Raw genomic sequence first — 17,642 nt, forward strand, 5'->3', positions numbered from 1 at the left:
ATGACCGCAACCCACAAATACAAAAGGCGCCCCGAAGGGCGCCTTTGCAGCAATCAAGATACGATAACGAATTACAGTACGTTGATGGCGTTCAGGTCGGAGAAGGCTTTCTCCAGACGGGCGATCATGGAAGTCTGACCGGCACGCAGCCATACGCGCGGATCGTAGAACTTCTTGTTCGGCTTGTCAGCGCCTTCCGGGTTGCCCAGCTGACCTTGCAGGTAAGCTTCGTTGGTCTTGTAGAAGTGCAGCAGACCTTCCCAAGTAGCCCACTGGGTGTCGGTGTCGATGTTCATCTTCACTACACCGTAGGAGATGGACTCGCGGATCTCTTCCAGAGTGGAACCTGAACCACCGTGGAATACGAAGTCCAGAGACTTGGCAGGCAGACCAAACTTCTCGGAAACGAATTTCTGGGAAGCGTCCAGGATGGACGGGGTCAGCTTGACGTTACCCGGCTTGTATACACCGTGTACGTTGCCGAAGGAGGCAGCGATGGTGAAACGCGGGCTGATCTTGGACAGACGCTCGTAGGCATAAGCCACGTCTTCCGGCTGGGTGTACAGGGCGGATTGGTCCATGTGGCTGTTGTCCACACCGTCTTCTTCGCCACCGGTGCAACCCAGTTCCAGCTCCAGAGTCATGTTCATCTTGGCCATGCGGGTCAGGTACTCGCAGCAGATGTCGATGTTCTCTTCCAGAGACTCTTCGGACAGATCCAGCATGTGGGAGGAGAACAGCGGCTTGCCGGTTTCAGCAAAGTGCTTCTCGCCCGCTTCCAGCAGACCGTCGATCCACGGCAGCAGCTTCTTGGCAGCGTGGTCGGTGTGCAGGATGACAGGTACACCGTAGGCTTCGGCAACGGCGTGAACATGCTTGGCACCAGAGATGGCACCGATGATGGCGGCTTGCTGGCCTTCCAGCTTCAGACCCTTGCCGGCGGTGAACACGGCACCACCGTTGGAGAACTGAACGATAACCGGCGCTTTGACCTTGGCAGCCGCTTCCAGTACGGCGTTGACGGAGTCGGTACCAACGCAGTTTACAGCTGGCAGAGCGAAGCCGTTCTCTTTGGCGATGGCGAATACTTTCTGAACGTCATCACCAGTGATCACGCCGGGTTTTACGAAGTCGAAAATTTTCTTAGACATGTTTAATCGTCCTGTTCTCGTATGCCGTTAATAAAAAATGGGGGGTTCATCATGAACCGGCACAGCGGCCACATGATAAACGAAACGGGAGGCTTTTGCCCCCCGTCCCGGGTCAATTAGGCTTTGGCGCGCTGTTCCAGCATCGCAACAGCCGGCAGTACCTTGCCTTCTACAAACTCCAGGAAGGCGCCGCCGCCAGTGGAGATGTAGGAGACTTTGTCGGCGATGCCGAACTTGTCGATGGCGGCCAGGGTGTCACCACCGCCAGCAATGGAGAAGGCCGGAGAAGCAGCGATGGCTTCGGCGATCACCTTGGTGCCTGCGGAGAACTGGTCGAACTCGAACACGCCGACCGGGCCGTTCCACAGAATGGTCTTGGCGTTCATGATGATGTCGGCCAGAGCCTTGGCAGAGTCAGGGCCGATGTCGAAGATCATGTCGCCGTCGGTCACGTCGGAGACGGACTTGATGGTGGCCGGAGTGGACTCGGAGAACTCGGTGCCCACGACCACGTCTGTGGTGACCGGAATGTTGGTCTCGGCGGCCAGTTTCTTGGCGGTGTCGAGCAGGTCGTGTTCACACAGGGACTTGCCGACGTTGTGACCGGCAGCGGCGATGAAGGTGTTGGCGATGCCACCACCGACCACCAGCTGGTCAGCGATCTTGGAGAGGGATTCCAGCACGGTCAGCTTGGTGGAGACCTTGGAGCCACCAACGATGGCAACCATGGGGCGCTCGGGTTTCAGCATGGCTTTGCCCAGGGCTTCCAGTTCACCGGCCAGCAGCGGGCCTGCACAGGCGATCGGGGCAAATTGAGCAACACCGTAGGTAGAACCTTCGGCACGGTGAGCAGTGCCGAACGCATCCATCACAAAGACGTCACACAGGGCGGCGTATTTTTTGGCCAGCTCTTCGGTGTTCTTCTTCTCGCCTTTGTTGAAACGGCAGTTTTCCAGCACGACCAGCTCACCGGCGGCGACTTCTACGCCATCCAGGTAATCCTTGGCCAGGCGGACCGGGCAGGACAGAGCGTCTTTCAGATAGTTGACAACCGGAGCCAGGGAGAACTCTTCGTTGTATTCACCCTCGGTCGGGCGACCCAGGTGGGAGGTGATCATCAGCTTGGCGCCCTTTTCCAGAGCCAGCTTGATGGTCGGCAGCGTCGCCACGATACGTGCGTCGGAAGTGACCTTGCCGTCTTTTACCGGTACGTTCAGGTCAGCACGGATCAGAACGCGTTTACCCGCCAGATCCAGGTCGGTCATCTTGATAACAGACATATTCAGTCCTCTATATTTTCAGGTAATGTTAAAAACAGTAACCTTGCGCCCGTTCAGGCTCTCAGCCTGCGGCCATCATGGCCCGGGTGGTATCCAGCATACGGTTGGCGAAGCCCCATTCGTTATCGCACCACATCAACATCTTGACGAGGTTGGCATCGCTTACCCGTGTCTGGGTACCATCGATGATGCAGGAGTGTGCATCATGATTGAAGTCAACGGAGACCAATGGCTCCTCCGTGTAATCCAGAATACCGCTTAATGTACCTCTGGATGCCCGTTGCAGGGCTTGATTTACGTCAGTAACCGTCACTTTTTTACGAACAGTAATACTGAGATCCATTGCCGTTACGTTGATGGTCGGCACCCGTACCGCGATCGCCTCGAACTTGCCGGCGAAGTGGGGGAGGATTCGCTCCAACCCCTTTGCCAGCTTGGTATCCACCGGAATGATGGACTGGCTGGCAGCACGGGTTCGACGCAAGTCGCTGTGGTAGGCATCGATGACTTGCTGATCATGCATGGCCGAATGAATTGTCGTAATAGTACCACAATTTATCTCGAATTCTCGATGCAATGTTTCGATGACGGGCACCACGCAATTGGTGGTGCAGGAAGCGTTGGAGACGATCCGCTCCCTTCCCGTCAGCACCTGATGGTTCACTCCGTAGACGATGGTGGCATCCACATCCGCATCCGCCGGATGGGAGAAGAGCACCTTGCCCGCCCCCGCGCCCAGATGACGCTCGGCGTCGGCCCGCGAGCCGAATACGCCGGTGCAATCGAGCACCACGTCCACTCCCAGCGCCCGCCAGGGCAGATTGGCGGGATCCTGCTCGGCAAACAGGGAAATGAGATCCTCCCCCACCAGCATGCTGTGACCCGCCAGTTGTACCGGATAGCGGAAACGACCGTGGCTGGTGTCAAAACGCGTGAGGTGCACCATGGCCTCAGGCGCCGCCAGCTCGTTGATTGCAACTATCTTGATGTTCTTGTCGCGCCCGCTTTCATAAAGAGCACGTAGCACGTTGCGGCCGATCCGCCCGTACCCATTGATGGCAATCTTGATCATGAAAAAAGTGTGTCCTTACCTGCGACAAAGGGACGAACGGATGGATGATTCACGACAGCAGGGCGTCCTGGAATACGCCACTGGCCAGCAGTGCGGCCCCGAACACACCGGCGCTGTCTCCCAAGGCTGGAGCAATAATGGGGGTAGCGAAGCGGGGATTAAAGAGGAATGGCAAAATTGTCTGGCGCCCTGCGCTGTAGAGGCTCTGCACATTGCCGACGCCACCACCGATGACGATGACATCCGGATCGAGAATATTGACCACGTTGGCCAGCGCCTGACCGAACAGCAAGTGCAAACGATCGATAGTGAGTTTGGCCACATGATCATAAGCCGTCGCCGCCGCAATCTGAGCCAGCGACAGATGACGCTTGGTCTTGGCCTGATACCAGGCCTCCAGCGCGGGGCCGCTGATGAGGGTCTCGACACAGCCACGCTTGCCACAGTAGCACTCGGGACCATCGGGGGAGAGCACATTGTGGCCCCACTCACCGGCGGTGCCGTGATGGCCATTCAAGATACTGCCATTGATGACGATGCCGGAGCCCACGCCGGTACCCATTATGATGCCGAACACCACCTTCGCATCGGGATGGTGCTGGCGCACCGCACCGAGATGGGTTTCCGCCAGGGCGAAACAGTTGGCGTCGTTGGCGATGAGCACGGGAACGCCGAGCCTGCGTTCCAGATCCTCCTTGAACGGCTTGCCGTTGAGCTCGGTGGTATTGCAGTTCTTCATTACCCCGGTCTGGGGATCACGCGCGCCGGGCGTGCCCATGCCTATGATGGTTGGGCGCTGACCCAGTTTGACCGCGCACTCCTCTACCAGTTTCGCGATCTGGCCGATCATGTGGTCATAACCGCCCTGACGTTCAGTGGGGATGCGATGACGCAGCAGCACCTCGTCGCCATCCAGCACCACACACTCACACTTGGTACCACCGAGATCGATACCCCAATCCAACGATTTCTTGCTCATCCTGTCTCCTGCCATGGCCAAGGATACTGCCGTAAGGACGCCCCTTGTCCGGCCTCCTCACGGTCGCTCATCTTGCTTTTTCTGCGCCCAACGATGGCACAGTGTAACCCGAGCCAGAGCCATGATGCAGCCCCAAACAAGGGCGTCTCCAGTCACCCCAAAGAGGTCAGGCGCCAAAGCGCCAATAGCGCCGTTGCTTCATTTATAGGTTGAACAAGAGGTGGAAACGGTTGAGGTGATATCCCTTGGCCGAAAGATAGCAACACGAGCATTGAAGAGGTATGACGGCACCGCCATCGATGCCTTGATGCCGTTCAGATAAAGCAGAATATCGCTCAGTCGCGACAGAACGGCACTGGCCTCAAGGCGCCTTCTTCATTGGATGCGACGGAGGCTGACCCGGCGTCACCCCGGCTGGATCGCCCTGGATATAAATCTCCCGTCCATCCTGCTGATAGGGTCGGTAATTGTTGCTGCCACAGCGATAACCACCGCCCGGCTGACTCATCAGCTCACAGTTGACCGGCAATACTTCCAGCCACTTAATGGCCTGCTGGAAACGCAGCCACTCCTGCCATTCATGCTCCCGCGCCAGCTTGTCTCGCAGCGCGAACGTGTCCTCAATGGATATGCCTTGGTTGACGATCACCTGGCCCGCCGCCGCAGGCAAGGCGGCCAACAGCAGCAAGAGTATCGGAATTCGCTTCATGGCAGTTTCCTGTATGACTTATTTCGAGAATTAAATTTAAAGCCTTATCAGACTGTTACCCAGATCACAAAAACTAAACCAATCCAAATCCGGTCGGCTCACCTAGTTGTTTAGTATCACCCCGAGCAGGATGCACCATCATGAAACTGGCACAAGGTCTGTTGTTGAGTCTAGTGGTCGCATCGACGGTCGGGGCAAGCGAGGTCAACCTGAGCTGGCAGTGGCAATCTGCCGACGGGCAACAGAAGCGACTGCAACTGAATACCAATGAACGCATCATGTCGGTCAGCCGCCACGAAATGACCCTGCTCGATGCCGCCCTCAACTATCCGCTGGAGACACTCTACTCCTACATAAGCCCGCGTCTTTACAACAGCATCAATCTCATCAATCAGAACAGTCCCGAGACCGCCACCAAGTTTCGCAATCTGGAGCAGGCCTTCACCCTGCGCGACGACAGCATGGAGTCGACCCTGTTCTGGCAGGCTTACCAGCAATATCAGGACGACGCCTTCTACCAGATGCGGGTCGTGCCCTGCGTTCATCCATCCAACCGCAAGCTGCCCTGCGTGCGCCCCAATTACTCCCAGTTGTTCTACCAGTTCAAGGGGGATCTCAAACCCCTGGCAAAACAGTTTTCCGCCAAGGATCTGGCCACCAGCGTCGGCCTGTTGCAGGAGTGGCTAAGCGGGATACCCACACCACCGGAACAGATGGATCACTTCGCCCCGCCCCTGCAGGCATTGCAGAACAACAAGGCAGACAGCGATGAGAAGGCACTGCTGATGGCAAGCCTGCTGGCAGAGCTGGCACCGCAATACATGCTCAGCATCATCTACCCGAATATCAGCATCGGCAGCGTCTCGCCAGCCTGGCTGGCCATCACGGCCGACAGTGGATTGAAAGGGGATACGGTGGTGATCGGCAATCAGCGCCACGTCTTGCTGACAGGTTCGCCCCTGCTGGCCGAGCAGATGACCATGGCCAAAATCCCGCTGGTCAGCGAACCCTTGTACTAGGCTCTACACTCATCAAACCAGTTGATAACCAATTGATTTTTATCGACTGCGTGCCATCCTTGCCGCCTTTGTCAGCCAAGCTCAGCGCTGACGGGCGGCACCTTCGATGCTCTTGCGAGTTTATTTAACACTTTTTAAACATATCCGATCAGTTTAGGATGAGTTCTGCCCCATTCCCTCAAGTGAAAAATCGTTATAACATAACAAAAGGAGTGTCATCAGGATGAAACATCTCGTACTTACTCTGGCGCTGCTGCCGACCCTGGCCATGGCTCACAACATCAAGGAGTCTGCCCAGGTGCCGCTGGTCAATATCAGCGACAAGGGTGAACTGGTGCTGAAAGAGAAAGAGGTCAGCTACCAACCCTGGCAAAGCAAGGTACTGACTGGCAAAGTTTTTCTGATCCAGCACATAGCGGGTCGCTCCAGTGCCAAGGAACTGAACGCCCCCATGATCGAGGCGATCAAAGCGGCCAAGCTACCTCACGACAAGTACCAGACGGTCACCATCATCAACAGCAATGACGCCATCTGGGGTACTTCCGGCTTTGTGAAGAGCAGTGCCGAAGACAGCAAGAAAGAGTTCCCCTGGTCCGCCATGATACTGGATGCCAAAGGTATGGCTCGCAACGCCTGGGATCTCGCGCCGGAAAGTTCGGCCATCATACTGCTGGATAAAGAGGGCAAGGTGCTGTTCGCCAAAGACGGCCAGCTCGATGCCACCAATATTGCTACCGTGATGGGGCTCATCCAGTCCCATCTCTGAATCAGAGAGAAGGGGCGCTGACGGCGCCCTTTCATAAGGGTCTATGGGTCGTTCCAAGCTGAAAATCGGGTTGTTGCTGCTGGGCTGGTTGTGGATACAACCGGCGCTGGCACAACACCCGCTGGAAGCAGACCTGCCGGACCACAATCACAGCTGCCTTCTCTGCGCCCTCCATCTGGATGGCAAGCTTGCTCTGACGCCGACACTGCCAGTCCCACAGCCACTCTTTGTCGCAGGTCATCTCGCCCCCATCGCTTTCCCTACCCCGCAGTACAGGACCACAGGTCATTGCCGCATCCGCGCGCCTCCACCCCTCATCGCTTTTCCCTCTGAACATTCCTCTTATTAATTGTTTCGCAAGGATTAACGATGAAAGCAGTCACCTTATTACTGGCAGCCGCCGCCTTTGGCGTGCACGCAAACCACGACGAGCATGAAAGCCACGGCCACGGGGCCCACGAGCACGGTCACGCTCACCTCAATCTGGTGCTCGATGGCAACCAGCTGATGATAGAGTTGCAGGCACCCGGCGCCGATCTGGTCGGGTTCGAGCACGCAGCCAAGAGCAATGCAGACAAGGCGCAATACGCCAAGGCCATGGCTCAGCTCAAGCAGCCGGATGCTCTGTTCCGTTTAGACCCGGCGGCTGGCTGCACCTTGACTCACCAGGAGCTGCAGGCGGCCAAAGAAGATCACGACCATGACCATGACCATGACCATGCAAAGGCTGGCAGCGATCACGATGAACACCACCATGATGAGGCGAGTCACGCCGATCTGGGGGCCATGTACACCTACACCTGCCAGACACCTGCCAAGCTGACCGGCCTGGAAGCCACCCTGTTCAGCGTCTACCCGAGCCTGGAAAAGCTGAGCGTGCAGGGCATCTTGCCCAGCGGCCAGACTGCGGCCGAGCTGACCCCATCCGCCAACAAGCTGAGCTGGTAATTCTATGAAAAAAGCCGTGGTTGAGATCCGCGATCTGGCCTTTTCCTGGCCGGGTCACGAGCCTGTACTCGATCTGCCCGCCCTCACCATATCCCAAGGTGAGCGGGTGTTTATCAAGGGGCCGTCGGGCTCTGGCAAGTCGACCCTGCTCGGCTTGCTGGCCGGGATCCAGACCGCCAACCACGGCACCCTGGAGGTGCTGGGCCAACCATTGGCCCAGCTATCCGGCCGTGCCCGTGACCACTTCCGGGCGGCCAATCTGGGTTATATCTTCCAGCAGTTCAATCTGCTGCCATTTTTATCCGTGCTGGACAACGTCACCGCCGCCCTCACTTTCTCGTCCGAGAAACGGGCTCGTCTGCAGGGGAGCCCCGAACAGGAGGCTCGCCGTCTGCTGGGAGAGCTGCAACTGCCGGCCGAGGCACTGCATCGTCCCGTTCACGCCCTCAGCATCGGTCAACAGCAACGGGTTGCCGCCGCACGGGCGCTGATCGGCTCGCCGCCGCTGGTGATCGCCGATGAACCCACCTCGGCCCTGGATACCGACAACCGGGCCGCCTTTATCAAGCTCTTGTTCGAAGAGTGCGACAAGCAGGGTTCGACCCTCATCTTCGTCAGTCACGATCCCTACCTCGAACCTCTCTTCCCGCGGGTTGAAAACCTGCAACAGCTCAACCGGAGGGCCATATGCTGACCATTCATCACCACGGCACCCGCCCGGCGGGATCCGCATGCGCGGATGCATCGCAACAACAAAACCGGAGGCTATCGTGCTGAAACTTGCCCTGCAAAGTCTCTGGGCCCGTCGTCTCACCGCCGGGCTGACCCTGCTGGCCGTGGCCATCAGCGTCACCCTGCTGCTCGGGGTGGAGCGGGTTCGCACCCAGGCCCGCGAGAGCTTTTCCAATACGGTATCGGGCACAGACCTTATCGTCGGCGCCCGCTCCGGCCAGGTCAACCTGCTGCTCTACTCGGTATTTCGCATCGGCAATCCCACCAACAACGTAGGCTGGGATGCCTATCAAGCCATCAAGCAGAAACCCGGCGTGGCCTGGACCATTCCCCTCTCCCTCGGTGATTCCCACAAGGGCTTTCGGGTACTCGGTACCAATGGCGACTACTTCACTCATCTGAAGTACGGCCAGCAGCAGTCGCTGCAACTGCGGGAGGGGCGGCCGTTCGACACGCCATTCGAGGCGGTACTCGGGGCCCAGGTGGCAGAGAAGCTGGGCTACCGGCTGGATCAATCCATCATCATCGCCCACGGCGCCGGCAATACCTCCTTCAGCCAGCATGACAACCTGCCGTTCAAGGTGGTGGGAATACTGGCACCGACCGGCACCCCCATCGATCGCACCATTCATGTGCCGCTGGCCGGTATCGAGGCCATCCACCTCGGCTGGGATACGGGCCGTCACAGCAAGAATGTGACCGCCGAGCAGGCACTGGCGCAGGATCTGACGCCTAAAACCATTACCGCCTTCATGGTGGGGTTGAGCAACCGCATCCTGGCGTTCCAGCTTCAGCGCAGCGTCAACACCTACAGAGGCGAGCCGCTGATGGCGATCCTGCCGGGGGCGGCCCTGCAGGAGTTGTGGAGCCTGATGAGCGTGGCAGAAACCGCTCTTTCGGTGATCGCCGGATTTGTAGTGGTGGCGGGCCTTATCGGCATGCTGACCACACTGCTGGCGGGGCTCAACGAGCGGCGGCGCGAGCTGGCCATATTGAGATCCCTCGGCGCGGGTCCGGCCCACCTCTTCCTGCTGCTGGCGCTGGAGGCGATGGCCCTCACCACAGCGGGCATAGCCGTCGGGGTAGCCGCGCTCTATCTGGGGCAAGGGCTTGCCACTCCCTGGTTGCTCAGCCACTATGGCCTGCAATTGAGCCTGGGGCTGCCCAGCGCCTATGAATGGCAACTGCTGGGGCTGGTGTGGCTGGCTGGCATGGTGATAGGCCTGCTGCCGGCGGCCCGCGCCTACCGTTACAGCCTGAGCGATGGCATGAGCATCCGGGTCTAGTGAGCGACAAACAGAAGGACAGATGATGAAGTGGAAAATAATGGCGCTGCTGGCCAGCCTGCTGGTGCTGCCGGCGGTGGCTGCCGATTACAAGACCATCGACTGGGATGTGCTGATCCCGGAAGGGGAAAGGCTGCTGCCACCGCCCCAGGTCAACCATGAAGATCCCATGTCGGTTCCTCAACCCGTGGGGGGCGTCAATCAGAAGCTGGATCAGCAGGACGTGCGCATTCCGGGGTTCGTGGTACCGCTGGAGGGAGATGCCAAGAAGATCACTGCCTTCCTGCTGGTGCCCTACTTCGGCGCCTGTATCCATGTGCCGCCACCCCCGACCAATCAGGTGATCTATGTGAGCTATCCCAAGGGCGCTCCCGTGGATGATCTCTGGGACGCCATCTGGGTGAAGGGCAAGATGCGCACCATCAGTTCAAGCCATGAAATGGCGACCGCCTCCTACTCCATGGAAGGGGTCGAGGTCAGCGTCTACGAAGAGTGATCCTGGCCATGAAAGGTGTGCGGGCACTGGCCACCATGACGCATACCCCGGCCCTGCAATAACGCCAGCCACGAGATGGCCTCCATTCGGAGGCCATTTTTTGTCCCGCCACGGGCAAAAATCCAGACATAGTCCCTGCCTGAGGGATTGCCCGCCATGCCGGTTGGAGTAACATTCAAGGCCAAACCTTGCGATCACGGAGCCAGCATGGCTGACCTGCCCCCGCCCAAGAAAGAGAGTGCCATCCTGAGCAGCCAGGAGCAGACCCTGCGCCTGGCCCGCAGCCGCGGCATCGATGGCATGCTCACTCGCAACAGCGACAGCACCTTCGAGCAACGCGCCACCTTTCGCCATCTGGCGGATCAGGCCGCTCGCCAGCGCAACCTGGAAGCCATCATGGTGATGGCCTCCCGTCACTGTGAGGAGACGGCTGCCGGTGGCGAGATGGACAGCGACTGGCTGACCCGCTTCCTGCAACTGGCAGAAGACATCAGCATGGTGCCCATGCAGCAGCTGTGGGGCCGCATCTTCGCCATCGAGGTCGCCACTCCCGGCCGCTTCTCCATCCGCGCCCTGACCACCCTCAAAGAGATGACCCAGCGCGAAGCCATGCTGTTTCAGCGGGTCTGCGCCCTCTCCTGCCACTATGCGGGCAGCGATGAGCAGCGTCTGCTGCTGGGGTTGCACAAGGGTGCCAGCCTGCTCACCCGCGCCAAGGTGACCCGTCTTGGCCTTGGCAAATACCGGCTCCCCTACAACGCCATGTTGCAACTGTTCGAACTGGGCTTGCTGCACAGAGGGGAGCTGGAATCCGGTCCGCTGCCCGCCGATGGGGTCGAGCTGGCCTTTGGCAACCAGCACTGGCGCCTGCAACGCAAGCAGGCCAACATCACCCTGCTTTACTACCGCCTGACGCCTGTGGGCAATGAACTCGCCCATCTGTTGCAGGAGTCGCCACTGGAGGAGTACTTGCAGGACTTGAAAACCGTGCTGGTGCAGGGGCTGCAGATAGAGACCATGACGCTGCCCCCGCCGCCCGAACAAGATCCCCTCTCGCCGGCACCGACTGTCTGAATCCAGGGGAGCCCTCGGCGGGCTCCCCTGTCATGACACGCCTGTCGCCCCATCTTGCGAAATTCCCCCTGTTGCTCCCAAATCGGTTCTCGAAATGCGAATCGATCTGTTTGATCACCCCTCCATGATCCGGACTCCCGGCAAAGTCTGACCATTTTGGTCGGATAAAGCCTCTATTTACAAAATCATCACCAAAGGTGTCACCTTGGTGCGCCACTTGCACTGGCAATACGTCTTTCCTAACAACCCCATTCTGGAGCAGCTCCATGAGAGTCAACCAACCCGTTACTCAGCACGAACGCCTCTATCCGGACCACCAGAACCTGATCTCCACCACGGATCTGGAAAGTCGCATTACCTATGCCAACGATGAATTCTGTGACATCGCAGGCTTCAGCCCTGACGAGTTACGAGGCCAACATCACAATCTGGTGCGCCATCCGGATATGCCCAAACAGGCCTTTGCAGATATGTGGCACCACATCAAGGAGGGAAAGAGCTGGATGGGGCCGGTCAAGAACCGCTGCAAGAATGGCGACCACTACTGGGTCAGCGCCTTTGTCACCCCCATCAAAGACACAAATGGACGGATAGCCGAATTTCAATCGGTACGTACTGCGCCGAGCGACGCGCTCAAACAGCGTGCCGAGGGCGTCTATGCCGACCTGCGCAATGACAAGGTTCCACTGACGCTCAGGCTGCCCACCTTCTCCCATACCCTGACCATCAACCTCTGCCTGTTGTTAAGTCTGGCGACCATGCTCGGCCTGGGTTACAGCCAGGGCATTAACTGGCAACTGACGCTGGCAGCCCTACCGCTGGCACTCGCGGCTGTGGTTATCCATGCCCTCTCCCGCCGTCTGGGCAAGCTTAACAAGATGGCTCGCAGCCGCTTCGACAACCCGCTGATGCAACTGCTCTATACCAACAAGGTCGACAACATCGCCGCCATCGAGCTCGCCATGCTGATGAATCAGGCCGAGTTCAATGCCGTACTGGCCCGCACCCAGCAAACCTGCACTCAAATACTGCAGGCCGCAGAGGGGGATCTGCGCAACGCCGAATCCATCACCGACAACTTGCAACAGCAGCAAGCCGAGACCAATCAGGTGGCCACCGCCATCACAGAGATGTCGGAGTCCATCCGCGAGGTATCGCAAAGCTCCAGCGACGCCTCCAGCCTGCTGGACGAGACCACCGACCTGTTCAGGAACGGCAACAGCAGCGTTGCCGAGACTGTGGCGGCCGTGGCAGGCATGAACAGCGAGCTGACCACCTCAAAGACGGTCATCAGCGAACTGGTTGGCCACTGCCGCGATATCGACGGCATTCTCGATGTGATCAACAACATCGCCAATCAGACCAACCTGCTGGCGCTCAATGCGGCAATTGAAGCGGCCCGCGCCGGTGAAGCGGGTCGGGGATTCTCGGTTGTGGCGGATGAAATCCGGTCGCTTGCCATCAAGACCCAAGCCTCCACCAGCGAAATCCAGAAGATGATTACTGAGCTGCAAACCAGCGCCGGGGATGCTGAGCAGGCAATGGAGAAGGGGTGCCAGCTCTCCGAGAGCTGCCAGCAGAAGGCATCGGCGACCGGCAGCATACTGCAGCAGATCAATAACATGTTGCAGCAGGTTGCCTCAGGCAGCGGCCAGATTGCTCAGGCGGTACAGGAACAATCTCATGTGACTGCCGAGATCAATCGCAACGTGCTCAGCATCAAGACCCTGGCCGATGACTCCAGCACAGGCAGTCAGCACGCCGTGCACGGCATCACCCAGCTGGTGAGTCAGTTGAGCGACCTCGATCGGCTGGTACGTCAGTTCCAGAAGCCGGCACCGACAGCCCAAAACCGCCATGCACATGCAGCAGCGGTCCCGAACGCCATGCCAGCCAGATAGCACCCCGCTGGCAATTGCCGCAAAACCCTATGGGCCCGCAGGCCCATAGGGTTTTTTAATGCCCGCCAACAAGAGGGAAACACTGCCGCTTTCACCTTCCGATTTTCCCTTGCGCTGATGGGCCGCTGCTGTTGCACGACCCCATAACCATCAGATGTTAATTAATTTATTGATCCTGCTCAGAAAGCTACCATCTCCCCCTTCCTTACCAAGTTCCGTTCGGTAACATAGCAGCTTGACAACCTCTCGTTGGAATCAGCCATGAACCAGACCAGAGCCACACAACAGGGAAAGAGCAGCAGGCTGGAGGCTGGGATTCAGGGGCGGTAGCTTTGTCGCTGCTTTCCATGGTCAAGTTCTTAACTGTTTTTATACAGAGGTAACGGTTGAGCTAAAAGAGGAAGTCAAGCGAATACATTCAGCTTCAGAGCAATAAATTTAACTCATTGATTTAAAATGCCATTTATTACACCCTATATCAGGCTGGAGCGGAGTTAGATGGAAGGCGGCATTAATGTGTTAGTACCGCCTTCCATCTAATCACTGTTAGGGGTCAAGAATAATCGTGTGCGAATTCGAGCTTAAATATCCAAGCGGCCCCTACATTCATCGAGGTCTCAGAGAAGCAGAACTTGAGCTATTTCTCAATGTGTTAGATATCAAAGTTCGTGACGTGGGGACCGGTTGGATTTGGTATCGCCTACCAACTTTCGCAGATGGCGAAATTGGCATTGGCATTGGCATTGAGTTAGGATTCAATCACGGAAACTTGCAGGAGCTAATTCTATTTCACGACGATCCAGCTATCTACGGAACAGGCTGGAGTGATTGGTCAGAAACAAAGGAAAAGCTCCGTGCAGAAAGTACTTTGTGCTGGCTACAAGGCAGAGGTTTCGATACTGGCCAGCATTATTGGGGCGAAGTTTGGTCGTACTACGACGCCAAATCTGGATTTGGCTCTGGCGGAGTCAGGTATTCCCCCTAACAAATGGTTCAAACCGTTCGCTCCGCTCACTGGGACGGGCTAAAGCCCGCCCCTTAACCAAACGTTAGGTTACACGATGAATTGGCACCCACTTGCAAACTGCAATAAAAAATCTTTTGGAAGAGGTGTGGTATTCCGTTTCCCGGCAAAAGCTCCATTTGAGAAAGTCGTCGACTTCATGATTATCGAAGAGCATGATTCACCAACCTTTTATAAGCTGATATGTTCATCTGGCCATCATGCCGGACAAACTGAGTTGGTGTTTCCAGCCGAAGCGAAACATGAAACTGGCGCAGTGTCAGTGGCTTGGCTAAAGAAAAATTGGCAAATTTGGATTTATCCCGAGTGCGAAGTTGAAGCCGTCAGTTACGTGGACTGCTATCCACCGGACCACGGCGTGAAAACCTAACTAGTGGTTCAAACCGTTCGCTTCGCTCACTGGGACGGGCTGAAGCCCGCCCCTTAACCAAACGTTAAGTGCTAAGGAGATTACATTATCGAAGATCTATTTAGGAATTGGGCATCACGCGAGTTGTTTGATGAGCAATCTTTCATATCAAAACTTCATGAGTCTCACATATGGGACGATAATGAATACTGGAAACTAGATAACGCGATCTACGACCTTACAATAAAAGAACTATTGGACACCCACCATTTTGAGCAAGCCTTGAGGTGACTGGCTGTGGTTGCCGTGATAGCACCATGATTGAGGGCTTTGGGTCAGAAAGGAGGAACGCTTGAGATTTTGGCTGAAAAAGCGGTTTTTCAGCCAGCACCAGCCATGACATCAAAGGCGATGCAGGGGAATCAAAGTGGTGTGCAGCAACTCAGAGTGAAGGTTGGTGACATCGTCGCTGGCCACAATGCGCCGCGTAACGCTTGTAGTGCGCCTTGTCACCCACAGGGGAATAGGACACCCACTTTTTGAGACCCACGTAACGGCCTAAAGAACTACGATGCTGCGGCCATGAATGGACACGGCAATAGACATGCCTGACAAGCAATAAACAAGGGGGGGCAAACACGCCCTCGCTTATCGCTGCTTGATATATGCAATCGACCTTAGTCGGACTTGCGAAGCTCTCCGCGGAGCAAGGCACTATACATAAAACCAATACGGACGTAGAAATAGTTATGGAAAAAGAAAACTTAGTTGAGCTAGTAATTGAGTATTTCGAAAAAGTAGATGCAGGAGATCCTAGTTATCTTGACCTTTTCTCGGAGAATGTTGATTTTTTCTTCCCCAAATTTGGGAAAGCTGAAGGAAAGGATGCATTGGTTGAGTTTGGCAATAGGATTGGTAGCTCACTCACCAGCATCTGGCACGACATAGATGGCTTTAAGATAACAACGGCTGGCAACACCGTGATTGTCGAGGGGCAAGAGGGGGGTATAATGAGTGATGGTACCTCTTGGCCGGACAATAATATCTCCATAGGCCGTTTTTGTAGCGTATTTGAATTTACAGGAAAGCTGATAAGCCGCATGTACGTGTATGTCGACCCTGACTTTCCAAGTAGAGATGTAGCAAGGATTGCTGTGTTGTCAGGGACAATTTAACACCTAAAAAACTGTTCAAGACAGATTTCAATGCTAGGCACTTCAGGTTTTAATCAGACTTAGTGTCTATAGCCTAATGGCTTAGGTTATATGGTAGCGTTGCTCACTACTTAACATGGCGTTAGGCTATTTTCAGTAATGGAGTTCAAATGGCAGACTTGGAAATTCTATATAGTCGTTTAAAAGATGCGGTTCTCAAGGAACGTAACAGCACTTACTGCTTAAGATTATGGAGCCAATTTATTCGGGAAAGAGATGAAGGTCGTTGTGTTATTTGTAATTCTAAAAAACGTCTTTCCGCTCACCATATAATTCGAAAAAGTTTTTGGAAAGGCCTGAAGTATCAGACTGGAAACGGTATTACACTGTGCCATATTTGTCATAAAGAACCACACGTAGGATTTAATGGCCGACCCGATCTAAACCAGCCAATGGATGCCCAAGGAGGTGAGAAAATTGACTTATTTACAGGCTACTTAGGCGCATTAGTCATTGACTCTAGAGATCGAAAGTTATATCAAGAGCACTATTACTATTTTAGTGATGCCGCATTGGATGTATTTAAAAGCATTCAGCAAATACCCGAAGTTGCTAAGTTTGAAGGAAGGCGTATTGAACAGGCCTATCAAATATGGAACCAGACTCCACGGGGTATGCTGGAAGCTATAATGAACTCGCTAGGAGTATCCATACCTGAGGACTATGTGCAAAATGAAGAAATGACTATTCATTACTCTGAAAAATACAAAAATGAAGATGGGTCACCTGCAGATGTTATGTACTTGAGGTATATCCCTCCAACCGAGTTTAAAGAAAATCCAGATGAAATTGAGAAGTAAGCCTAACAAAATACTGCTGTCGGACAAATTTTCCGCATTGCGCGGCGTTAGTCAGAGGAAAATCCACCTTTTGAGCATCATATAACATGCCCCATTAAGCCGTTAGCCACGTATAACAAGGGGAATACAGGTAGGCAATAAACAAGGGGCCCAAGGCCCCCTCTGTTATCGATGTCGGTGAGAAATATCAACCTCAGTCGATTAACCCCCTCTGCCGCAAAGCGGTAAGCAACTCATCCACCAGCGCAGCGACCGGTTTGCCAGCATTCAGCAGATGGATTTCCGGCTGCTTCGGTGCCTCATAGGCGGAGTCGATGCCAGTGAAGTTGCGAATTTCCCCCGCCCGCGCCTTTTTGTAGAGCCCTTTGGGGTCGCGCTCTTCACAGATGGCGAGTGGCGCATCCACGAACACCTCGACAAACTCGTCCGGCCCCAAGAGATTGCGCACCAGCTCCCGTTCGGCACGGAACGGCGAGATAAAGGCGGTGAGGACGATAAGGCCCGCATCCACCATGAGTTTTGCCACCTCGCCGACCCGTCGGATGTTCTCCTGACGGGCCGCATCATCGAAACCGAGATCCCCGCAAAGACCGTGGCGCACATTGTCCCCATCCAGCAGATAGGTGTGCTTGCCCTCGGCCGCCAGCGCCTGTTCCAGCGCCCCCGCCAGGGTAGATTTTCCCGCCCCGGAGAGCCCGGTGAACCAGATCACCAGGGGCTTTTGCCCCTTCAATTCAGAACGGCTCTGTTTGCTGACAGCATGCTGGTGCCACACTATATTGCTCATCTAAAACTCCTTGTTTGGCATTGACGCTGCCACGCTGAAACTCTCTTTGACTCCC

20 protein-coding genes are annotated in these 17,642 nt (G+C 56.0%); 14 read left to right on the top strand and 6 right to left on the bottom strand.

Features of this window, described 5'->3' with window-relative positions; all coding sequences use genetic code 11:
* Positions 1-71: 71 nt before the first annotated feature.
* The 5 genes from fbaA to ONZ54_RS18710 form a co-directional block, all read right to left on the bottom strand.
* The gene (gene fbaA / locus ONZ54_RS18690) at positions 72-1,151 is read right to left on the bottom strand and encodes a class II fructose-bisphosphate aldolase (RefSeq protein WP_005318811.1); all 1,080 of its coding nucleotides are present in this window, start codon (positions 1,149-1,151) and stop codon (positions 72-74) included.
* 116 nt (positions 1,152-1,267) lie between these two features.
* Entirely contained in the window at positions 1,268-2,431 is a 1,164-nt protein-coding gene (locus ONZ54_RS18695) for a phosphoglycerate kinase (RefSeq protein ID WP_021139186.1), read from the bottom strand.
* A gap of 61 nt (positions 2,432-2,492) precedes the next feature.
* Entirely contained in the window at positions 2,493-3,503 is a 1,011-nt protein-coding gene (gene epd, locus ONZ54_RS18700; protein ID WP_059168290.1) for an erythrose-4-phosphate dehydrogenase, read from the bottom strand.
* A gap of 49 nt (positions 3,504-3,552) precedes the next feature.
* Positions 3,553-4,482, bottom strand: coding sequence for an ROK family protein (locus ONZ54_RS18705; protein WP_271786880.1), 930 nt, complete (start codon positions 4,480-4,482; stop codon positions 3,553-3,555).
* Between the two features lie 361 nt (positions 4,483-4,843).
* A complete protein-coding gene (locus ONZ54_RS18710; RefSeq protein WP_271786881.1) occupies positions 4,844-5,191 on the bottom strand; it encodes a hypothetical protein in 348 nt (115 codons plus the stop codon).
* Positions 5,192-5,331: 140 nt separating this feature from the next.
* Between ONZ54_RS18710 and ONZ54_RS18715 the strand changes: the two genes are divergently transcribed.
* The 14 genes from ONZ54_RS18715 (at position 5,332) to ONZ54_RS18775 (ending at position 16,800) form a co-directional block, all read left to right on the top strand.
* On the top strand, positions 5,332-6,210 hold the full coding sequence (locus ONZ54_RS18715; protein ID WP_021139182.1) for a hypothetical protein: 879 nt from the start codon (positions 5,332-5,334) through the stop codon (positions 6,208-6,210).
* Positions 6,211-6,433: 223 nt separating this feature from the next.
* Complete coding sequence (locus ONZ54_RS18720; protein WP_087757213.1) at positions 6,434-6,976, top strand: YtfJ family protein; 543 nt, start codon at positions 6,434-6,436, stop codon at positions 6,974-6,976.
* 43 nt (positions 6,977-7,019) lie between these two features.
* Complete coding sequence (locus tag ONZ54_RS18725) at positions 7,020-7,325, top strand: hypothetical protein (RefSeq protein ID WP_125608714.1); 306 nt, start codon at positions 7,020-7,022, stop codon at positions 7,323-7,325.
* Positions 7,326-7,345: 20 nt separating this feature from the next.
* Positions 7,346-7,924: a DUF2796 domain-containing protein gene (locus tag ONZ54_RS18730; protein WP_271786882.1), complete on the top strand. Its 579-nt coding sequence runs from the start codon at positions 7,346-7,348 to the stop codon at positions 7,922-7,924.
* A gap of 4 nt (positions 7,925-7,928) precedes the next feature.
* Entirely contained in the window at positions 7,929-8,618 is a 690-nt protein-coding gene (locus ONZ54_RS18735) for an ABC transporter ATP-binding protein (protein WP_059112849.1), read from the top strand.
* Positions 8,619-8,694: 76 nt separating this feature from the next.
* Positions 8,695-9,942, top strand: coding sequence for an ABC transporter permease (locus tag ONZ54_RS18740; RefSeq protein ID WP_005318791.1), 1,248 nt, complete (start codon positions 8,695-8,697; stop codon positions 9,940-9,942).
* A gap of 22 nt (positions 9,943-9,964) precedes the next feature.
* Positions 9,965-10,438: a DUF3299 domain-containing protein gene (locus tag ONZ54_RS18745; protein WP_011899071.1), complete on the top strand. Its 474-nt coding sequence runs from the start codon at positions 9,965-9,967 to the stop codon at positions 10,436-10,438.
* Positions 10,439-10,645: 207 nt separating this feature from the next.
* A complete protein-coding gene (locus tag ONZ54_RS18750) occupies positions 10,646-11,512 on the top strand; it encodes a TIGR03899 family protein (RefSeq protein ID WP_059112851.1) in 867 nt (288 codons plus the stop codon).
* Between the two features lie 266 nt (positions 11,513-11,778).
* Positions 11,779-13,413: a methyl-accepting chemotaxis protein gene (locus tag ONZ54_RS18755; RefSeq protein ID WP_271786883.1), complete on the top strand. Its 1,635-nt coding sequence runs from the start codon at positions 11,779-11,781 to the stop codon at positions 13,411-13,413.
* 565 nt (positions 13,414-13,978) lie between these two features.
* A complete protein-coding gene (locus tag ONZ54_RS18760) occupies positions 13,979-14,398 on the top strand; it encodes a hypothetical protein (protein ID WP_271786884.1) in 420 nt (139 codons plus the stop codon).
* Positions 14,399-14,474: 76 nt separating this feature from the next.
* Positions 14,475-14,807: an Imm45 family immunity protein gene (gene imm45 / locus ONZ54_RS18765; protein WP_271786885.1), complete on the top strand. Its 333-nt coding sequence runs from the start codon at positions 14,475-14,477 to the stop codon at positions 14,805-14,807.
* An 87-nt stretch (positions 14,808-14,894) separates the two neighbouring features.
* On the top strand, positions 14,895-15,077 hold the full coding sequence (locus tag ONZ54_RS23315) for an Imm41 family immunity protein (protein ID WP_416995739.1): 183 nt from the start codon (positions 14,895-14,897) through the stop codon (positions 15,075-15,077).
* A gap of 458 nt (positions 15,078-15,535) precedes the next feature.
* A complete protein-coding gene (locus ONZ54_RS18770; RefSeq protein ID WP_271786886.1) occupies positions 15,536-15,961 on the top strand; it encodes a nuclear transport factor 2 family protein in 426 nt (141 codons plus the stop codon).
* 149 nt (positions 15,962-16,110) lie between these two features.
* Positions 16,111-16,800 (top strand): HNH endonuclease, encoded by a 690-nt coding sequence (locus ONZ54_RS18775; protein ID WP_271786887.1) that lies wholly within the window; start codon positions 16,111-16,113, stop codon positions 16,798-16,800.
* 193 nt (positions 16,801-16,993) lie between these two features.
* Here ONZ54_RS18775 and cysC read toward each other — a convergent pair whose 3' ends face one another.
* Entirely contained in the window at positions 16,994-17,587 is a 594-nt protein-coding gene (cysC, locus tag ONZ54_RS18780) for an adenylyl-sulfate kinase (protein WP_271786888.1), read from the bottom strand.
* Positions 17,588-17,642: the final 55 nt, after the last annotated feature.

It is taken from the genome of Aeromonas salmonicida, from assembly GCF_028355655.1.
GTDB lineage: Bacteria > Pseudomonadota > Gammaproteobacteria > Enterobacterales > Aeromonadaceae > Aeromonas > Aeromonas salmonicida.

Excerpts from the sequence above, each read along its gene's own strand:
- fbaA (WP_005318811.1), bottom strand. The coding sequence starts at position 1,151 with ATGTCTAAGAAAATTTTCGACTTCGTAAAACCCGGCGTGATCACTGGT.
- ONZ54_RS18695 (WP_021139186.1), bottom strand. The coding sequence starts at position 2,431 with ATGTCTGTTATCAAGATGACCGACCTGGATCTGGCGGGTAAACGCGTT.
- epd (WP_059168290.1), bottom strand. The coding sequence starts at position 3,503 with ATGATCAAGATTGCCATCAATGGGTACGGGCGGATCGGCCGCAACGTG.
- ONZ54_RS18705 (WP_271786880.1), bottom strand. The coding sequence starts at position 4,482 with ATGAGCAAGAAATCGTTGGATTGGGGTATCGATCTCGGTGGTACCAAG.
- ONZ54_RS18710 (WP_271786881.1), bottom strand. The coding sequence starts at position 5,191 with ATGAAGCGAATTCCGATACTCTTGCTGCTGTTGGCCGCCTTGCCTGCG.
- ONZ54_RS18715 (WP_021139182.1), top strand. The coding sequence starts at position 5,332 with ATGAAACTGGCACAAGGTCTGTTGTTGAGTCTAGTGGTCGCATCGACG.
- ONZ54_RS18720 (WP_087757213.1), top strand. The coding sequence starts at position 6,434 with ATGAAACATCTCGTACTTACTCTGGCGCTGCTGCCGACCCTGGCCATG.
- ONZ54_RS18725 (WP_125608714.1), top strand. The coding sequence starts at position 7,020 with ATGGGTCGTTCCAAGCTGAAAATCGGGTTGTTGCTGCTGGGCTGGTTG.
- ONZ54_RS18730 (WP_271786882.1), top strand. The coding sequence starts at position 7,346 with ATGAAAGCAGTCACCTTATTACTGGCAGCCGCCGCCTTTGGCGTGCAC.
- ONZ54_RS18735 (WP_059112849.1), top strand. The coding sequence starts at position 7,929 with ATGAAAAAAGCCGTGGTTGAGATCCGCGATCTGGCCTTTTCCTGGCCG.
- ONZ54_RS18745 (WP_011899071.1), top strand. The coding sequence starts at position 9,965 with ATGATGAAGTGGAAAATAATGGCGCTGCTGGCCAGCCTGCTGGTGCTG.
- ONZ54_RS18750 (WP_059112851.1), top strand. The coding sequence starts at position 10,646 with ATGGCTGACCTGCCCCCGCCCAAGAAAGAGAGTGCCATCCTGAGCAGC.
- ONZ54_RS18755 (WP_271786883.1), top strand. The coding sequence starts at position 11,779 with ATGAGAGTCAACCAACCCGTTACTCAGCACGAACGCCTCTATCCGGAC.
- imm45 (WP_271786885.1), top strand. The coding sequence starts at position 14,475 with ATGAATTGGCACCCACTTGCAAACTGCAATAAAAAATCTTTTGGAAGA.
- ONZ54_RS18770 (WP_271786886.1), top strand. The coding sequence starts at position 15,536 with ATGGAAAAAGAAAACTTAGTTGAGCTAGTAATTGAGTATTTCGAAAAA.
- ONZ54_RS18775 (WP_271786887.1), top strand. The coding sequence starts at position 16,111 with ATGGCAGACTTGGAAATTCTATATAGTCGTTTAAAAGATGCGGTTCTC.
- cysC (WP_271786888.1), bottom strand. The coding sequence starts at position 17,587 with ATGAGCAATATAGTGTGGCACCAGCATGCTGTCAGCAAACAGAGCCGT.